Origin of the sequence: Variovorax sp. H27-G14, assembly GCF_046156345.1 — a bacterium.
In the GTDB taxonomy this organism is placed as follows: Bacteria; Pseudomonadota; Gammaproteobacteria; order Burkholderiales; family Burkholderiaceae_C; genus Variovorax.
Genome location: NZ_JAYLVN010000001.1, coordinates 282,654 through 300,611, shown reverse-complemented (window position 1 = coordinate 300,611; position 17,958 = coordinate 282,654). Strand labels below are relative to the sequence as shown.

13 protein-coding genes and 2 tRNA genes are annotated in these 17,958 nt (G+C 67.6%); 8 read left to right on the top strand and 7 right to left on the bottom strand.

The window, feature by feature from the left end; translation table 11 throughout:
- Positions 1-13 precede the first annotated feature (13 nt).
- On the top strand, positions 14-577 hold the full coding sequence (locus VLK31_RS01435; protein WP_409166584.1) for an HNH endonuclease: 564 nt from the start codon (positions 14-16) through the stop codon (positions 575-577).
- A 91-nt stretch (positions 578-668) separates the two neighbouring features.
- On the opposite strand, the gene VLK31_RS01430 is transcribed toward VLK31_RS01435, so the two are convergent.
- A complete protein-coding gene (locus tag VLK31_RS01430) occupies positions 669-845 on the bottom strand; it encodes a hypothetical protein (protein ID WP_409166583.1) in 177 nt (58 codons plus the stop codon).
- Positions 846-986: 141 nt separating this feature from the next.
- Between VLK31_RS01430 and VLK31_RS01425 the strand changes: the two genes are divergently transcribed.
- Entirely contained in the window at positions 987-1,412 is a 426-nt protein-coding gene (locus VLK31_RS01425; RefSeq protein WP_409166582.1) for a hypothetical protein, read from the top strand.
- Positions 1,413-1,466: 54 nt separating this feature from the next.
- Here VLK31_RS01425 and VLK31_RS01420 read toward each other — a convergent pair.
- Positions 1,467-1,542: transfer RNA gene (locus tag VLK31_RS01420), tRNA-Lys, on the bottom strand.
- 139 nt (positions 1,543-1,681) lie between these two features.
- Here VLK31_RS01420 and VLK31_RS01415 point away from each other — a divergent pair.
- Entirely contained in the window at positions 1,682-2,389 is a 708-nt protein-coding gene (locus tag VLK31_RS01415; RefSeq protein ID WP_409166581.1) for an SDR family NAD(P)-dependent oxidoreductase, read from the top strand.
- A 50-nt stretch (positions 2,390-2,439) separates the two neighbouring features.
- On the opposite strand, the gene VLK31_RS01410 is transcribed toward VLK31_RS01415, so the two are convergent.
- Positions 2,440-2,515 (bottom strand) — tRNA-Ala (locus VLK31_RS01410).
- A gap of 89 nt (positions 2,516-2,604) precedes the next feature.
- Here VLK31_RS01410 and VLK31_RS01405 point away from each other — a divergent pair.
- Positions 2,605-3,471, top strand: coding sequence for an alpha/beta hydrolase (locus tag VLK31_RS01405; protein WP_409166580.1), 867 nt, complete (start codon positions 2,605-2,607; stop codon positions 3,469-3,471).
- A gap of 43 nt (positions 3,472-3,514) precedes the next feature.
- On the opposite strand, the gene VLK31_RS01400 is transcribed toward VLK31_RS01405, so the two are convergent.
- Positions 3,515-4,495 carry a GMP reductase gene (locus VLK31_RS01400; protein WP_409166579.1) on the bottom strand — a complete coding sequence of 327 codons (981 nt, stop codon included), beginning with the start codon at positions 4,493-4,495 and terminating at the stop codon, positions 3,515-3,517.
- Positions 4,496-4,701: 206 nt separating this feature from the next.
- Between VLK31_RS01400 and VLK31_RS01395 the strand changes: the two genes are divergently transcribed.
- The 3 genes from VLK31_RS01395 (at position 4,702) to VLK31_RS01385 (ending at position 12,625) form a co-directional block, all read left to right on the top strand.
- Positions 4,702-7,140, top strand: coding sequence for a UvrD-helicase domain-containing protein (locus VLK31_RS01395; protein ID WP_409166578.1), 2,439 nt, complete (start codon positions 4,702-4,704; stop codon positions 7,138-7,140).
- Positions 7,141-7,241: 101 nt separating this feature from the next.
- Positions 7,242-11,114, top strand: coding sequence for a DUF2339 domain-containing protein (locus VLK31_RS01390; protein ID WP_409166577.1), 3,873 nt, complete (start codon positions 7,242-7,244; stop codon positions 11,112-11,114).
- Positions 11,111-12,625 carry a DUF3999 domain-containing protein gene (locus VLK31_RS01385; RefSeq protein WP_409166576.1) on the top strand — a complete coding sequence of 505 codons (1,515 nt, stop codon included), beginning with the start codon at positions 11,111-11,113 and terminating at the stop codon, positions 12,623-12,625. The genes VLK31_RS01390 and VLK31_RS01385 overlap by 4 nt, the downstream gene beginning before the upstream one ends.
- A gap of 39 nt (positions 12,626-12,664) precedes the next feature.
- Here VLK31_RS01385 and VLK31_RS01380 read toward each other — a convergent pair whose 3' ends face one another.
- The 3 genes from VLK31_RS01380 to VLK31_RS01370 form a co-directional block, all read right to left on the bottom strand.
- A complete protein-coding gene (locus VLK31_RS01380) occupies positions 12,665-13,495 on the bottom strand; it encodes a BPSS1780 family membrane protein (protein ID WP_409166575.1) in 831 nt (276 codons plus the stop codon).
- A 9-nt stretch (positions 13,496-13,504) separates the two neighbouring features.
- Complete coding sequence (locus tag VLK31_RS01375; RefSeq protein ID WP_409166574.1) at positions 13,505-14,575, bottom strand: homoserine kinase; 1,071 nt, start codon at positions 14,573-14,575, stop codon at positions 13,505-13,507.
- Between the two features lie 64 nt (positions 14,576-14,639).
- On the bottom strand, positions 14,640-15,029 hold the full coding sequence (locus tag VLK31_RS01370) for a hypothetical protein (protein ID WP_409166573.1): 390 nt from the start codon (positions 15,027-15,029) through the stop codon (positions 14,640-14,642).
- Positions 15,030-15,126: 97 nt separating this feature from the next.
- On the opposite strand from VLK31_RS01370, the gene polA reads away from it, so the two are divergent.
- Positions 15,127-17,949: a DNA polymerase I gene (polA, locus tag VLK31_RS01365; RefSeq protein WP_409166572.1), complete on the top strand. Its 2,823-nt coding sequence runs from the start codon at positions 15,127-15,129 to the stop codon at positions 17,947-17,949.
- Positions 17,950-17,958 lie beyond the last annotated feature (9 nt).

Here is a 17,958-nt window from a genome sequence, read left to right as displayed (position 1 = left end):
AAGGAGGCGAGACATGAACACTCACGTCCTGCAACTCGACATTCAGGGCACGCCGCAAGCCTGGATTTCGCTGGAGCAGGCGGTGTTGCACTACGCCACCGACTCCGTGGCCTGGGAAGACGGCGGCCTGCCGCTGGCCACGCTGCGTGGCGGCTTCAACCTGGCCAGTGGTGTGCAGTCGCGCATCGACGTGGCGCCCATCATCGCGCTGCGCGGTGCGTCGAAGATCAACCTGTTCGACGTGGTGCCGAGCGTTACCAAGCCCAAGCTGCTGCGCCGCGACCGCCACACCTGCGCCTACTGTGCGGGCGTGTTCCACGAGCGTGATCTGCAGTGCGAGCACGTGCTGCCCGAATCGCGCGGTGGCCCCTGGACCTGGACCAACCTGGTGAGTGCATGCGCGGTCTGCAACAACCGCAAGGCAGCGCGCACGCCGGAGGAGGCGCGCATGCCGCTGCTTTACCTGCCTTATGTGCCGAGTCGCTTCGAGAGCTTTCTGCTCGAAGGGCGCAACATTCGCGCGGACGTGCACCAGTGGCTGGCCAGGCGCCTGCCCAAGGGCTCGCGGCTGCAGTAGGGGCATGGCGGTGACATGCGTCCACGTCCATGAAAAGAGCCCGCTGTCTTTAGGACAGCGGGCTCTTCTTGTTTGTGGGAGGTTTGCGTTGTCAGCGTCCGACGCCGAAGAAGCGATAGGCGATCACGCCTGCGGCTGCCATGCCGCCCACCACCGCGAGCAGCAACTTGGTTGCACGGCCGCCGCCGCGTCTGGCGCGAGGCCAGTGGTCCGGCCCGATCAGATCGATGGGGACCGTGGGTTTGCCTATGTCTGACGCCTTTTCCATGGGAGGAAATATAGCTCACGCTTCAATTCATGTGCCCGGGCCACGCGCATTCCGTGGTCTCCAAACATCAACCCCTGTATTGGCGCTAGCCAAGCACAAGACACCCGCTTCGGCGATTCAACGAACTGTGAGGAATTCGACATGAACAGACAAGACATTCTGGAGAGTTTGACGCGCGCCCTCGAAAGCTGGGTACGCAATGCGTCCGCCGAGCAGCTTTGGCGGGTGCATCGATCGGGCGGGCTCGGTGCGTTCATCGAGGCGGATGAAGAGATCGTGAGGGTGCGCATCGCTTTGGATGGATCGCACGGCGCGCTGTCGGTCCTCGGCAAGACGGAGGGGCGGTTACCGGTGACCGAGGCTTTTCTTGGAATGCACGGTGTGGGCTGGGGCATGCCACCAGCGCAGGGCAGTCACGAGCGGGAGCGCTGGTTCATGTCGAGCGAGTTGGCGCAAGCGCACGCAAGGCAATGGCTGGTGGCGGAAGTGGGCCAGCGCCGCGATCTACTGACGCGCTGCGTAGATGAATGGAGCGAATGGAACAAAGGCACAGGCAACGCGCAATGAAAAAAACCCGCTACCGGTGAGGTAGCGGGTTTTTCAGCGTTTCCGCAGTGTTGGTGGTGGGCCCTGAGTGACTCGAACACTCGACCTACGGATTAAGAGTCCGCTGCTCTACCAACTGAGCTAAGAGCCCTTGCTTAGACAGCGTTTGCTGCTATCTGGCAAGACCACGAGTATAGCCCAGTTTTTGAGGTCGTCCAGAAAATTTGCAGTCGCAACGTTAGGATTCATCATCACCGATGGGGCAGAGCCCTTCAACCAGGAGAATTTCGATGAGCGACGCAAGCACCACACCCCATGTCTTGATCACCGGCGCGGCGGGCGCATTGGGTCGCGCCGTGGCCCAGCACTTTCTTGAACAGGGCGCGCGCCTTGCGCTGGTCGACCACCATGCAGGCCGGCTCGCCGACGTGTTCCCCGGCCTCGACAACTCGCAGCATCTGCTGCTCGCGGGCGACGTGACGTCGGCCTCGGAGATGGCGGGCCTTGCACAGCAGGCGCTCAAGTCCTTCGGCCGTATCGATGCGCTCGTTCACATCGCGGGCGGCTTTGAAATGGGGGAGGCCACGCATGCGCTCACCCGCGAGAGCTGGGACCGCATGATGAATCTCAATGCATGGTCGTTCGTGGCCGTCACGCAAGCGGTGCTGCCTTCGATGATCGAACGTCGCGCCGGCAGCGTCATCGCCGTCACGGCCAAGGTGGCTGCGCGGGGCTTGCCGGCCATGGCGGCGTACATCGCGTCGAAGAGCGCATTGCAGCGCCTGGTGGAAGCCATGGCGGCAGAGGCGGCGCCGCATGGCGTCAACGTGAACAGCGTGGCGCCGAGCGTGCTCGACACGCCCGCCAACCGCCAGGCCATGCCTGATGCGAATCCGGCGGAATGGGTGTCGACCTCGGTCGCGGCGCAGACCATCGGTTTTCTTGCGTCGCCCGCAGCGGCTGCGTTGCACGGCCAGCACCTGACGCTGGACAGCTGAGCCGCAAGGAAAAAGGCCTTGGCAAATGCCAAGGCCTTTTCTGCATCGGTTGGTGGAGAGGATGAGGATCGAACTCACGACCTCCGCATTGCGAACGCGGCGCTCTCCCAGCTGAGCTACCCCCCCGACACAGGGCGAAGTTTACCCAGAACGCCCGGTTTGGAACACCCCGGCGTGCCAAGATGCGCGCCACGCAAAAACCCGGAGAAAAGCGCATGGCTTCGTTCGATCCCGCCTGGCTGGAAGGCATGTACAACAACCTCGCGCGGGTGAAAGATCACGCCGCGTACTTCCAGCGCTGGGCGCGCGACTCGGCCGCCGCGCGCGACACCTTGCCGGCCCGCATCGATGTGCCTTACGGCAACGGCGTGAACGAAACGCTCGACATCTTTCCGGCGCCCGTGCCCGACGCGCCGGTGCTGGTCTTCATCCACGGCGGCTACTGGCGCGCCATGGACAAGAAGGACCACTCGTTCATTTCGCCCGCATTCAACGACCGCGGCATCTGCGTGGTGCAGCCCAACTACGCGCTGTGCCCGGGCACGCCCGCACAACCCGTCACGGTGCCTTCGATCCTGCTGCAGATGGTGCGCGCGCTCGAATGGACCTGGCGCCACGTCGCAGCCTATGGCGGCGATCCTTCACGCATCACCGTAGCGGGCCATTCGGCGGGAGGCCACATGGCGGCGGCGCTGCTGGCCTGCGACTGGAAAGCGGTTGCGCCCGACCTGCCCGCGCAGCTCGTGCGCAATGCGCTGTCGGTGTCGGGTCTGTACGACCTGCGTCCGCTGCAGCACACGCCCTTCCTCGAACACACGCTGAAGCTGAGCGACGCCGACGCCTTGCGCGCCAGCCCCGCCCTTTGGCCGGCGCCCAGGCGCGGCCAGCTTCATGCCTTTGCCGGCGGCGCGGAAAGCGAAGAGTTCATTCGCCACAACGCGATGATCCGCGAGGCGTGGGGCCGCAACACCGTGCCGGTGTGCGAAGTGCTGCCGGGGCTCGACCACTTCGGCGTGGTCGATGCGCTCGCCGATCCGGCCCACACGCTGCACCGCCACGCGGTGCAGCTGCTCGAAGCCTGAGCAGCCAGAGGAGGGCCGTGCAGGGCGGGGCGGGGCAGGGCGCTTACATCAGCAGGTGTTCGCCCGCGTTGTCGCCGCCGCCCAGGGTGACGTAGTTGACCTTGCGGATGTCCATCAGCGCGCGCCCGCCCGAGTAGCTGATCGAGCTCTGCACGTCCTGCTCCATCTCGATCAGCGTGTCGGCCAGCTTGCCCTTGACGGGCTCGAGGATGCGCTTGCCCTCGACGTGCTTGTACTCGCCCTTGTTGAAATCGCTGGCCGAGCCGTAGTACTCCTTGAAGAAGGCGCCGTCGACCTCCACGGTCTTGCCGGGCGACTCCTCATGGCCCGCGAACAGCGAGCCGATCATGACCATCGACGCGCCGAAGCGCACGCTCTTGGCAATGTCGCCATGGTCGCGAATGCCGCCGTCCGCAATGATCGGCTTGGTTGCCACGCGTGCGCACCACTTGAGCGCCGACAGTTGCCAGCCGCCCGTGCCGAAGCCGGTCTTCAGCTTGGTGATGCAGACCTTGCCCGGGCCGATGCCCACCTTGGTCGCGTCGGCGCCCCAGTTCTCCAGGTCGATCACCGCTTCGGGCGTGCCGACGTTGCCGGCAATCACGAAGGTCTTGGGCAGCTTCTGCTTGAGGTAGCCGATCATGTTCTTCACGCTGTCGGCATGGCCGTGCGCGATGTCGATGGTGACGTACTCGGGCACCAGGCCCTCGGCCAGCAGCTGGTCGACGGTGTCGTAGTCGGGCTTCTTCACACCCAGCGAGATGGAGGCGAACACGCCCTTGCCCTGCATGTCGCGCACGAACTGCACGTTGTCCAGGTCGAAGCGGTGCATCACGTAGAAGTAGCCGTTCTGCGCGAGCCACAGGCAGATCGACTCGTCGACCACCGTCTTCATGTTGGCCGGCACCACCGGCATGCGAAAGCTGCGCTCGCCCAGCTTCACGCTGGTGTCGCACTCGGAGCGGCTCTCCACGCGGCACTTGCGGGGGAGCAAAAGAATGTTGTCGTAATCGAAAATCTGCATGACCAGGCTCCTGAAAGGGATCGTTGAGAGGAACGAATGAGCGCTTGGTCCGGCCGGTTTCTGCGGTGCGGTCTTGCAAGAAGACGCCCACAAAAAACCGGGCGCAAAAAACTTGGGCCCGGTGATTGAGTCTACGCGGTCTCCCGCAGGCGGGTCTTCCCGTTCTTCGTATAACCCGCATACGCCGTGGTTTCTACAATCGCAGGATGTTGTTTAACGATCCCGCGGCTGACGCCCCCCTCCCGAATCCTTCGGACATGCCGCTGCTCCATAACCTGAACGCGGAGCAGCTCGCCGCGGTCACCTTGCCCGAGGGCAATGCGCTCATCCTCGCGGGCGCGGGCTCTGGCAAGACCCGCGTGCTCACCACCCGCATCGCGTGGCTGCTGCAAACGGGCCAGGTTTCCGCCGGCGGCATTCTGGCCGTGACCTTCACCAACAAGGCGGCCAAGGAAATGATGACGCGGCTGACGGCCATGCTGCCCGTCAACGTGCGCGGCATGTGGATTGGCACCTTCCACGGTCTGTGCAACCGCCTGCTGCGCGCGCACTGGAAGCTGGCCAACCTGCCGTCGACCTTCCAGATTCTCGACACGCAAGACCAGCTATCGGCCATCAAGCGCCTGATGAAGCAGTTCAACGTCGACGACGAGCGCTTCCCCGCCAAGCAGACCCTGTATTTCATTGCCGGCGCCAAGGAAAGCGGCCTGCGCCCCGACGGCGTGGAAGTGCGCAACGAGGACGACCGCAAGCGCGTGGAGCTCTACCGCCTGTACGAAGAGCAGTGCCAGCGCGAAGGCGTGGTCGACTTCGGCGAGCTGATGCTGCGCAGCTACGAACTGCTGCGCGACAACGACCCGGTGCGCGAGCACTACCAGCGGCGCTTTCGCCACATCCTGATCGACGAGTTCCAAGACACCAACCGCCTGCAGTACGCGTGGATCAAGATGCTCGCGGGCCACAACACCGCAGCAGGGCAGTTCGAGCCGGGCCACAACAGCGTGATTGCCGTGGGCGACGACGACCAGAGCATCTACGCCTTTCGCGGCGCGCGCGTGGGCAACATGACCGACTTTGTGCGCGAGTTCGATGTGCGCCATCAGATCAAGCTGGAGCAGAACTACCGCAGCTACAGCAACATCCTCGACTCCGCCAACGAGCTCATCAGCCACAACAAGAAACGCCTTGGCAAGAGCCTGCGCACCACCCAGGGCCCGGGCGAGCCGGTGCGCGTGTACGAGTCGCCCACCGACCTGGCCGAGGCGCAGTGGATGGTCGAGGAAATGCGCCAGCTCGCGCGCGACGGCTTCGACCGCAAGGAAATGGCCGTGCTCTACCGCAGCAATGCGCAGAGCCGGGTGATTGAAACGGCGCTGTTCAATGCGTCGGTGCCGTACCGCGTTTACGGCGGGCTGCGCTTTTTTGAGCGGGCCGAAATCAAGAACGCGCTGGCCTACCTGCGCCTGCTGGAGAACAAGGACGACGACACCAGCTTTCTGCGCGTCGTGAACTTTCCGCCGCGCGGCATCGGCGCGCGCACGCTCGAAACCCTGCAGGACGCGTCCCGCGCGGCCGGGCGATCGCTGCACGACGCGGTGAGCGCGGTCGGCGGCAAGGCGGGTGCCAACCTCACGGGCTTCGTTGCCAAGATCGACGTGCTGCGCGAGCAGACGCAGGGCGCGAGCCTGCGCGAGATCATCGAGCTGGTGCTCGACCACAGCGGCCTCGTGGAGCACTACAAGGCCGACCGCGAAGGCGCCGACCGTGTCGAGAATCTGGAAGAACTGGTGAACGCGGCGGAAAGCTTCGTTACGCAGGAAGGCTTCGGCCGCGACGCGGTGGCGCTGCCGGTCGACGAGCTGCGCCAGTCGCCCGCGAGCCAGGGCATCGACCTGACCCGTCCCATCGTCGACGAGCCGCTCGCGCCCGACGCCGAGACCGGTGAAACCCTGAGCCCGCTGGCCGCGTTCCTCACGCACGCCGCGCTCGAATCGGGCGACAACCAGGCGCAGGCCGGGCAGGACGCGGTGCAGCTCATGACGGTGCACGCCTCCAAGGGCCTGGAGTTCGACTGCGTGTTCATCACCGGCATGGAAGAAGGCCTGTTCCCGCACGAGAACTCGATGAGCGACGTCGAGAGCCTGGAGGAAGAGCGCCGCCTGATGTACGTGGCCATCACGCGCGCCCGCAAGCGCCTTTACCTGAGCCATTCGCAGACCCGCATGCTGCACGGCCAGACCCGCTACAACGCCAAGAGCCGCTTCTTCGAAGAGCTGCCCGAAGGCGCGCTGAAGTGGCTCACGCCCAAGAACCAGGGCTTCACGCCTTCGGCCTTCGGCTACGGCGGCGGCTACGGCAGCACGCGGGGCGGCGCGGGCGGCTACGGCGGCGGCAACGCATATGGGGGCAGTGGCAGTGGCAGCAGCCGCGACAAAGACACCTTCGCCAGCCCGCCCGTGCCCCCTCAGAAGAGCGCGCCCGCGCACGGCCTGCGCTCGGGCATGCAGGTGTTCCACAACAAGTTCGGCGAAGGCACGGTGACCGCGCTGGAAGGCTCCGGCGACGACGCGCGCGCGCAGGTCAAGTTTGCGCGGCATGGCGTGAAGTGGCTGGCGTTGTCGGTGGCCAAGCTCACGCCAATTTGAGTTGCTACCAAAGCGATAGCTGACACTGCAGGCAGGCCGTGCGTGAGGGGCGATTTTGATTTGAACGGCCGTACACTCTCGCAAAACAAGGGGAGTCAGGGATGTGGTTCATAGGCATCATTGCCGGCCTGTTCATCGGTGCGCTGTTTCAGTCGGTGCCCATGGCGCTGCTGCTTGCGGTACTCGGGGCGTTCGCGCTGCCGATGATGTTCGGCAAGAAGAAAGAGACCGAGAAGGTCGGGCCGCATCGCACCGAGGCTGAGCGCACGACGCTCGCCGCCGCGTCCGCACCGGGCGGCGGCATGCTCAAGCTGCAGCAGCGCGTGCTGGAACTCGAGGAGCGGGTGGCCTCGCTCGAGCGGCGGCTGGTGCAAGGCGCCGTGGCCGGCGACGCAGCCGAAGCCGAACCCGAAGCCTCCGTCATTCCAGAACTGTCTGCCGGTGCGCTCGCCACGTCGGTCACCGCCGTGCCTTTGCCGCAGGCCCCCTTGCTCCCGGCTGCCACGCTGGAAAGCCGGACTGCGCAGATCGAACAGGCTCGCGTGTCGCGCATGCAAGCCGCCACCACCGTAGCCCAGGCGACCGTGCCCACGGCGCCGGCCAGCATGCCCGCCGTGGCACCGGTCCAGCCGGTTCAGCCTGTCCAGCCGCTCCCGCCCGAGGTCGCTGCCGCCCAGCCGCCCATCGCCACGCCACCGGTTCGCCGCGCGCCCCCGCCGCCCCCGCCGCCGGCCGTGCCGCTGCGCGACCGCCTTCCCGCCCCCATCGCCAACCTGATCTTCGGCGGCAACGTGCTCGTCAAGCTCGGCGTGCTGATCCTGTTCCTGGGTCTGGCCTTTTTGCTGCGCTACACGGCCGAGCGCGTCACCGTGCCGATCGAGCTGCGCTATGCGGCTGTGGCGCTGGTCGGCGCGGGTCTGCTGGTGCTGGGCTGGCTGCTGCGCCACAAGCGCGCGGGCTACGCGCTGATTCTGCAGGGCGCGGGCATCGGTGTTTTCTATCTGACCACGCTCGCGGCCATGAAGCTCAGCGGGCTGCTGCCGGCCACCGTCGGTTTTGCCTTTCTGTTCGGCGTGGCGGTGCTCAGCGCGGCGCTGGCCGTGCTGCAGAACGCACCGTTGCTGGCCATCGTGGCCGCGCTCGAAGGCTTTGCGGCGCCGGTGCTGGCGTCCACCGGGTCGAACCAGCCCGTGGGCCTGTTCACCTACCTGCTGGTGCTGGACGTGGGCATCGTGCTGATTGCCTGGTTCAAGGCCTGGCGCGTGCTCAACCTGATCGGTTTCGTCGGCACCTTCACGCTGGCGGCCGGCTGGGCGCACAAGTACTACACAGACGACCAGTTCGCGACCATCGAGCCCTTCCTGGTCGTGTTCTTCCTGCTGTTCACCGCCATCGGCCTGCTGTTTGCGCGCCGCACGCTGTTCGACGCGCCGGTGCAGCCGGCCCAGCCGCTGGCCAGCCGCGCGCTCGACACGTTGCGCCGCGCGGGCCGCGTCGACAGCTCGCTGGTGTTCGGCACGCCGATGGTCGCTTTCGGCATGCAGGTGCTGCTGATGCAGCCCTGGGAATACGGCGCCGCCTTCTCGGCGATGGCGCTGTCGGCCTTCTATCTGATGCTGGGTCAGCTGGTGTTCGCCACGCAGCCCAAGGGCCTGGCGTTGCTGGCGGAGGCGTACGCCATCGTCGGCGTGATCTTCGGCACGCTGGCCATTCCGCTGGGCCTCGAAGGGCAGTGGACCGGCGCGGCCTGGGCCGTCGAGGCGGCAGGCATGTACTGGCTGGGCGCGCGGCAGGGGCGTGGCTATGCGCGCGCCTTCTCGTTCCTGGTGTTCGCGGGCGCGGTGGTCAAGCTGCTCGCGGCCACGCGGCTCGATGCGGCGCCTGGCAATCCGCTGCTTGAGGGCTCTGTGATCGGCCCGCTGCTGGTTGCGGTGAGCGCCTTCGCGATGTGGGCCATCCACCGGCGCGCCAGGCTGGACGAAGGTGAGGGCGTCGAGGCATTTGCCGGCACCGCCTTGCCATGGCTGGGCATGGCCGCGCTCACGCTGCTGCTGTGGCAGGCGTTCACGCCGCCGTGGGCCGCGGCCGCAACGGCGGTGCTGGCGTCGGTCACTTTCGCGGTGGCGGTCCGCTTGGCCTTGCTGCCGCTGACGTATGTGAGCTTCGGCATGCAGGCGCTGGCGGTGGCGGGCTTCACGGCCACGCTGCATCGCACTGGCGAGGTGGTCGACGGCAAGGTGCTGCAGAGCGGCTGGCAAGGGGCTGCCGCGGCCTGCCTGATTGCGCTGAGCGTGCTTGGCAGCGCCGGCTGGTCGATGTTGCAGGCGCACCGTGCGGCGCTGGCGCGGGGCGTGCAGCCGGTGTGGTCTGTCGGCAATGTGGTCGGCGTGATCGCCGGGGTGAGCCTGCTGCACCTGGCGATGCTGTTCCAGCTGAACCTGGCGCAGGTGGGATTGCTGTGGCCGCTGTCGGCCCTGGTCGTGCTGTGGGTCGCGTTGCGCATGGCGCATTTCCCGCTCGCGGCGCTGGCGGGCGTGCTGCAGGTTCTGGCCGCCGTTGCGTTCGGCGTCAGCGTGGCTGATGCCTCTGCTACCGCTGCTGTCGCTGACACAGCTGCTCTCGCCGATGCCGCGCGGCCGGCCTTCGCCCACCTCGGCTTCTGGACGCCGGTGGTGCTGGGGCTCGCCGCGTTGCTGGGCGGCGACTGGCTGCGCGACGAGGCGCGCCCGCGTGTCGACGCGCCTGCGGGCACGTCGCGCAAGCGCTGGGCCAACACCTGGTGCGCCATTCCGGTGGTGCTCTGGACGCCGGTGGTCTGGGGGCTCGGCTGGTGGCTGTTCGGCATGCTCGACGAAAGCGTTCGCGTGCTCAACCGCCTCGACCTGGCAAGCCACATTCCCGCCGCCACGATGGCCGTGGTGCTGGTCACCTCCGTGCTCGCGGCCTTCGTGGCGCACCGCCGCGACTGGGCGCAACTCGGCAAGGCGACGCTGGCCACGTTGCCGGCCTTCGGGCTGATCGCCGCCTACGGCATTGCGGGCGGCCCCACGCCGTTCTATGTGCCGTCGAGCGCGCTGGGCTGGCTCGCCTGGCCGCTGGCGCTGGCATGGCATCTGCGCCTGCTGCGGGCGCAGAAGCGCTGGTTCGACGCCTCTGCGTTGACGCCATTCCACGTCGCCGGCTTCTGGCTCTTTCTGCTGTTGGCCGCGCGCGAATGCCAGTGGCAACTGGGCAGCGTCGGCGCCGAATGGTCGAGCTGGCAACTGCTTGGCTGGGCGCTGGTGCCGGCGCTGGCGCTGTGGGCGCTGCGCTCGCGCGTGCTGCTGCAGCGCTGGCCGTTAGCCGAGTTCCGCAGTGCATACCTGGAATTCGCCGCCACGCCGGTGGCGGTGTTCCTGCTGGCCTGGGTGTGGGTGACCAACGCGGCGAGCCCGGGCGATGCGTCGCCGCTGCCCTATGTGCCGCTGCTGAACCCGCTCGAAATTGCGCAATGGCTGGTGCTGTTCGCGCTGGTGCTCTGGTGGCGTGCGCTGCCCGTGGGCTCGTTCGCGCGCGTGGAACCGATGATCGCCAAGGGTGCGCTCGGTTTCACCGGACTGGCGCTGCTTACCGGCATGGTGCTGCGCACCTGCCACCACTACGCGGGTGTGGACTGGCGCTTCGACGCGCTGTATGCCTCCTGGCTCACGCAGGCGGCGCTGTCCATTGCCTGGGCTGTGTGCGGGGTGGTCGCGATGGTGCTGGGCCATTCGCGCGGCGTGCGCACGCTGTGGGTGGCCGGCGCGACGCTGCTCGGTGTGGTGGTGCTGAAGCTGTTCTTCGTCGAGTTGGCGGACCGGGGCGGGCTGTTCCGCATCGTGTCGTTCATCGGGGTAGGGGCCTTGCTGCTGCTGGTCGGGTACTTCGCGCCAGTGCCGCCGAAGAAGGAAGACGAAGCCTTGCAGCCGACGCCCGCGGAAGGCGGTGCGGCATGAGCGCGCGCATGACGTGGACGTTGGGTGCCGTGGCGGCGCTGCTCTCGGCCGGCGGTGGGCTCGCCATGGCGCAGCCCGCGCCCACCGGCACCACTGCGCCCATCACCTTGCAGGGCGCGGGGCCCTACCATCGGCTCACCTTGCCATTGGGCATCTACAGCCGCGCCGCCCATCCCGATCTGCGCGACCTGCGTGTGCGCAACGCGGCGGGGCACGCGGTGCCCTACGCCTGGCTGCGCAACGAAGCCGCCATGCCGCAGACCGCGTCGCGCAACGTGCCGATCTTCGCGCTGCCGGGCGCCGCCGCGGCCTCCGGCGACACGGCGCTGGCCTTCTCGCTGCGGCCCGACGGCTCGCTGAAGCTGGAAAGCAAGCCAGTCAAGCCGGCCGGCGGCGACGATGCGGCGCAGTGGCTCATCGACGTGAGCCAGGTCAAGGGCAGCCTGCTGCAGGCCCGCTTCGACATGGCGCCCGACGCACGCGGCCTGTTCGCCTTTCGCCTCGAAGCCAGCGACGACCTGCGGCAATGGCGCCCGGTGGGGGGCGAAGAGCAGCTGGTGCGGCTCAGCCACGGCGGCCAGACCATCGAGCGCCTCGCGGTCGAGCTGAACAACGTGCGCGCGCGCTTCCTGCGCCTGCGCTGGAGCGACCCGAAGCTCGGCGCGGTGCTGACCGGCGTGGGCATCGACAGCGTGCAAGAGGTCGAACCCGTTGCGCCGCTCGAATGGTCCGCCGCCATCCGGCCCGAAAGCTGTGCCGCCGACCACTGCGATTACCTGCTGCCGCGCGGCCTGCCGGTGCAGAGCTTGCGCATCGACCTGGCCGACATCAACACGCTGGCGCAGCTGAGCATCGCGGGGTTGTCAGACCCCGCGCCTTCTTCCGCCGCGGCCATGCCGCCGCCGGTGCCGCGCAACCCGCTCTACGCCTTGCGGCATCAACAGCGCCGGCCCATGGTGCGCAACGGCGGGCCGGACGAATCTCCGCTGCTCGACACCGTGGTGTACCGCCTGGCGCAGGCCGGCGGCGAGGCGCGCTCCCCGGTGCTGGCGCTCGACGGCGCCGTGCATGCGCGCCTGCGCCTGCGCACTGCGGGCCCGGTGAGCTTGCTGGGAGCCACGCCGCCAAGCATTGCCGTGGGCGCCGTGCCGCGCACGCTGGTGTTTTTGGCGCAAGGGGCCGCCCCGTTCGCGCTGGCATGGAGCGCGGCGCCCGAGGCCAATGCGGTCGAGGGCAGCGTGCCCGGTGCGCCACTGGCGCTGTCCACGCTGATTCCGGGCTATGCCGCGGACAAGCCGGTGACGGCGGACGGTGCGTCGGTGTCGCTGCCCGTTGCTGCCGTCACCGCGGCCGTGGCCGCAGCGGTGCAGTCGCCGGTCCCTGCGCAGGAACCGTCGCGCAAGAAGGGCTGGCTGTGGGGGGCGTTGGGCGTCGGCCTGCTGCTGCTGGCCGGGATGGCGTGGTCGCTGTTCGCGAGCCTGCGCAAGGACGGGGCGCCGCGGGCCGACTGAGCGGCCGGCCGCCCGGGCCGGGCCGCTCGGGCGCCGGCGTCAGTTGGGCTCGAAGGTGTCCCGGAAGGTGAACCAGGTGGAGCACAGCGACATCGCCGCCAGCACCAGCGCCGTGCCCACGATCAGCACGTTGCCTACCGCCAGCGCGGCGCCGCCCGAGCCCAGCGCGCCCACGCCGATCAGCAACGTGGCGAGCAGGCCCATGGCAATGCCGGCGAGCAGGAACACGCCGAACCACGCAATGCCGAACAACGCATAGGCGCCGAAGTTGCGAAACAGCGCGACGATGCTGAAGAAGACGCTCTTCACCGGCTCCACGCGGTGCCAGTGCACCAGCGCCGGGGCGTGCCACATGGCCAGCGACAGCGGCAGGTTCAGGCACATCAGCAGCATGCGGGCGACCTGAAAGTCGCTGCTGGCAACAATTTCAGGCGTGAGCGGGTCGTCCAGCAGGTAGGCGCGGGCGAGCTGCCCGCCGTCGACCAGCGTGGTCACCAGCACGGCCAACACAAAGTACACCGCCGAGATCACGCCCAGCACCACCAGCGAGCGCCATTCGGTGCGCATGGCACTGAACACCGCCACGAACATGGCCGAGCCCGTGGGCCGCTTCGCGTCACCGGCGCGGCCGACGCCTTCTGCGTTGTCGGTGTAGGCGACCGAGGTGGCCACCATCAGGCCCAGCGTCATGAAGGGCACCAGGCCGGGCGCCAGCAGGCTGCCGAGGATGGGCACGATCGACATCGTCGAGATGACCGCCATCAGCAGGAAGAACAGCGAGATGAAGGCCAGCGGCTGTCGCCAGAAGGTCTTGAGCCCGAGGCGGACCCACAGGACGCCGGTTCGCGCCGGCACGAGGTTGAGTTTCATGTGAGGGGGTCAGGCCGCCAGGGCAGGCTCCAGCGCCTGGGCCATGGCATGCGGGTGGGAGGCGCGGTCGCGCAGCACGCGTTCGAAGTGCGTGGGGTCGTGGGGCTTGAGCATGCTCGCTTCGCGCGGCAGGTGAAAGTCCCAGAGCCGGGAAATCCAGAAGCGCAGCGCCGCGGCGCGCAGCATCGCGGGCAGCAGGGCGCGCTCGGCTGCGTTCAGCGGGCGCACGGTTTCGTAGGCCGCGAGCAGGGCGTCGGCGCGCTCGGCGTCGTGGCGGCCGCTCGGCAGGTCGATGGCCCAGTCGTTCAGGCACACGGACAGGTCGAACAGCCAGGTGTCGGTGCCGGCGAAGTAGAAGTCGAACACGCCGGTCAGCCGCGGGGTGGCACCGGTCGCACCGGTGTGGCCGTGGCCGTTGGTTGCGAACATCACGTTGTCGCGGAACATGTCGGCATGCACCGGGCCGCGCGGCAGCGCCGCGTAGGCCGACGACTCGGCAATGTGGTTCTGGTAGGCCAGCTCGGCGCGCAGCAGGCTGGCTTGCGCTTCCTCGATGTACGGCAGCACCACGGGCACCGTCTCGTTCCACCAGGGCAGGCCGCGCAGGTTGGGCTGGCTGCGGGGGTAGTCGCGCCCGGCAATGTGCATGCGCGCCAGCATGGCGCCCAGCTCTGCGCAGTGCGCGGGGCCCGGGGCCAGCTCGCTGCGGCCCGAGAGCTTTTGCACCACGGCCGCCGGCTTGCCGGCCACCATGTGGAGCAGGTCGCAATCGGTGTCGGCGGAGGGCAGGGGCATTTGGCCCTTCTTCGGCTTTTCGATGACGGGCGGGCCGGCCACCGGTGCGGGCACCGGCAGGCCGGCACCGGCCAGGTGCTTCATGAGGCAAAGGTAGTAGGGCAGTTGCTCGGCGCCCAGGCGCTCGAACAGCGTCAACACGAACTCGCCCGACTCGGTGGTCGCGAAGTAATTTGTGTTTTCAATGCCGCCCTCGATGCCGCGCAGTTCGCGCAGCCGGCCCAGGCCCAGGCGTTGAACGAGCGCGTCTGCCTCGCCGAACCCGACTTCGGTAAAAACTGCCATGGGGGTACTCAGCGCGGCGCTGCGGCGGCGGGAACGAAAGCGAAGACGAAGGAATGCACGGTCATCAGAACTTCATCACGTTCCAGACGCGGGCACCGTTGGCACCCGTTTCGGGGGAACCCTGGCGGCCCGTGGCCTGGTCGGCGGGCAGCACTTCGTAGCCCGGCATGTTCGACTTGGGCTTGACGTTGATGCTCTGCGTGCGGCCGCCGTAGCGCACCTCGTCGACCGAGGCGCCGCTGTCTTCGGTGTGGATGTTTTCCACCTTCTGGTTGCGTCGGCCGTCGGCATTGGCCTGCTCCTGATTTGGTAGCGGCGCGGCCGGGGTGGCGGAGGCGGGTGCCGCAGCGGGCGCGGGCTGCTGCGCGTGAACGGCGTTCACGGCGGCAAGGGGGGCTGCGAAAGCCAGCGCCAGCAGGATGCGGCGGGCGACCAGGAGTGTGGAGCTAGGCATGGCGCGATTGTAGGCGCGCCCCTGATTTTGGGGCGTCGGTTGTCACCTCACGCCGTCGTGGTTCTGGAGGCCGGCGCAGGCACGGCAAAATGCCCCGATGACCGACAAGAAAACGCTGCTGCTCGTCGATGGCTCGAGCTATCTCTACCGCGCCTTCCACGCCATGCCCGACCTGCGGGCGGTGCCCGGCGACCCCAAGAGCGCGGCAACCGGCGCCATCCGGGGAATGATCAACATGATGACCGCGCTGCGCCGCGAGGTGCGCGCCGACTACGCCGCCTGCATCTTCGACGCCCCCGGCAAGACCTTTCGCGACGACTGGTACCCCGAGTACAAGGCCAACCGTTCGCCCATGCCCGACGACCTGCGCAGCCAGATCGACCCGATCCACGAGGTGGTGAAGCTGCTCGGCTGGCCAGTGCTCACGGTGCCAGACGTGGAGGCCGACGACGTCATCGGCACGCTCGCCAAGATTGCCGCCGCGCAAGGCGTCGATGTGATCGTTTCCAGCGGCGACAAGGACCTGAGCCAGCTGGTGGACGAGCACATCACCATCATCGACACCATGAACGGCAAGCGGCGCGACGTGGCGGGCGTGACGGCCGAGTTCGGCGTGCCGCCCAGCCTCATGGTCGACTACCAGACGCTGGTGGGCGACACGGTCGACAACGTGCCCGGCGTGCCCAAGGTCGGCCCCAAGACAGCCGCCAAGTGGCTGGCCGAATACGGCTCGCTCGACGCACTGGTCGAGCGCGCCGCCGAGGTGAAGGGCGCCGCCGGCGAGAACCTGCGCAACGCGCTGGACAAGCTGCCGTTGAGCAGGCGCCTGGTCACCATTCGCACCGACTGCGACCTCGAAGGCCACGTCACCGGCCTGCCGTCGCTCGAAGGCCTGCCCGTGGGCGCGCCGCAGACCACGCAGCTGAAGCCCTTCTACGAGAAGTTCGGCTTCAAGGGCCTGGTGAAGGGGCTCGAGGCGCAGGAAGTGCCGCCCGAACTCATCGAGGAAAACCTCAAGAAGAAGGCCGGCTCCAAGGCGGCCGTCAACACCGACCAGAGCGGCCTGTTCGACGAGCCTTCGGAGATCGCCGCGCTCGAAGCCGCCGCGCCTGCAAGCAACCTCAAGTACGACACCATCACCACCTGGGAGCAGTTCGACGGCTGGCTCGCCAAGGTGGAGGCGGCCGAGCTGGTTGCCGTCGACACCGAAACCACCTCGCTCGACGAGATGGTCGCGCAGATCGTGGGCGTGAGCTTCAGCGTCACGCCGGGCGAGGCGGCCTACATTCCGCTCACGCACAACTACCCCGACGCGCCCGAGCAACTGCCCATCGACGAAGTGCTCGCCAGGCTCAAGCCCTGGCTGGAGAACGGCGCGAAGAAAAAGCTGGGCCAGCACATCAAGTACGACCGCCATGTGTTCGCCAACCACGGCATCGAGGTGCAGGGCTATGCGCACGACACCATGCTGCAGAGCTACGTGCTCGAAGTGCACCGGCCACACGGCCTGTCCAGCCTGGCCGAGCGCCACCTGGGCCGCAGTGGCATCTCTTACGAAGACCTGTGCGGCAAGGGCGTGCACCAGATCTCGTTCAGCCAGGTCGACATCGCCAAGGCCGCCGAGTACTCCTGTGAAGACAGCGACCAGACGCTCGACGTGCACAACACGCTGTGGCCGCAGCTGCAGAAAGAAGAAAAGCTGGGCTTCATCTACCAGCTGGAGATGGCGTCGAGCGAGGCGCTCTACCGCATCGAGCGCAACGGCGTGCTGATCGACGCGCCCACGCTGGCCGCGCAAAGCCACGAACTGGGCACGCGCATCATGGCGCTGGAGCAGGAGGCCTACGACATTGCGGGCCAGCCCTTCAACCTTGGCTCGCCCAAGCAGATTGCCGAAATCTTCTTCACCAAGCTGGGCCTGCCCGTGGTCAAGAAGACGCCGAGCGGCGCGCCCAGCACCGACGAAGAAGTGCTCGAAAAACTGGCCGAAGACTATCCGCTGCCGGCCAAGATCCTGGAGCACCGCGGCCTGTCGAAGCTCAAGGGCACCTACACCGACAAGCTCGGCCAGCTCGCCAACCCGCGCACCGGCCGCGTGCACACGCACTACGCGCAGGCCGTGGCCGTGACCGGCCGCCTGAGCAGCAACGACCCCAACCTGCAGAACATTCCGATCCGCACGCCCGAAGGCCGCCGCGTGCGCGAGGCCTTCGTGGCACCGGCGGGCTGCGTGATTGCCAGCGCCGACTACTCGCAGATCGAGCTGCGCATCATGGCCCACATCAGCGGCGACGCGTCGCTGCTGCGCGCCTTCACCGAAGGCATCGACGTGCACCGCGCCACCGCCGCCGAGGTGTTCGGCTCCACGCCCGAGCAGGTGTCGAGCGAGCAGCGCCGCTATGCCAAGGTGATCAACTTCGGGCTGATCTACGGCATGAGCAGCTTCGGCCTGGCGAAGAACCTGGGCATCGAGACCAAGGCCGCGGCCTCGTACATCGAGCGCTACTTTGCGCGCTACCCGGGCGTGAAAGCCTACATGGACGAGACCAAGGCGCTGGCCAAGGAGCAGGGCTATGTGGAGACCGTGTTCGGCCGCCGCCTGTACCTGCCCGAAATCAATTCGCCCAACGGCCCGCGCCGCGCTGGCGCGGAGCGCGCGGCCATCAACGCGCCCATGCAGGGCACGGCTGCCGACCTGATCAAGCTCAGCATGGTCAAGGTACAGAACGTGCTTGACGAAGAGAAGCGCGGCACCCGAATGATCATGCAGGTGCACGACGAACTGGTGTTCGAAGTGCCCGAGGCCGAAGTCGAATGGGTGCGCACCGAAATCCCCCGTCTCATGGCCGGCGTTGCCGCGCTGCAGGTGCCGCTGCTGGCCGAGATCGGTGTCGGTCCCAACTGGGACAAAGCCCACTGACGAGACAAC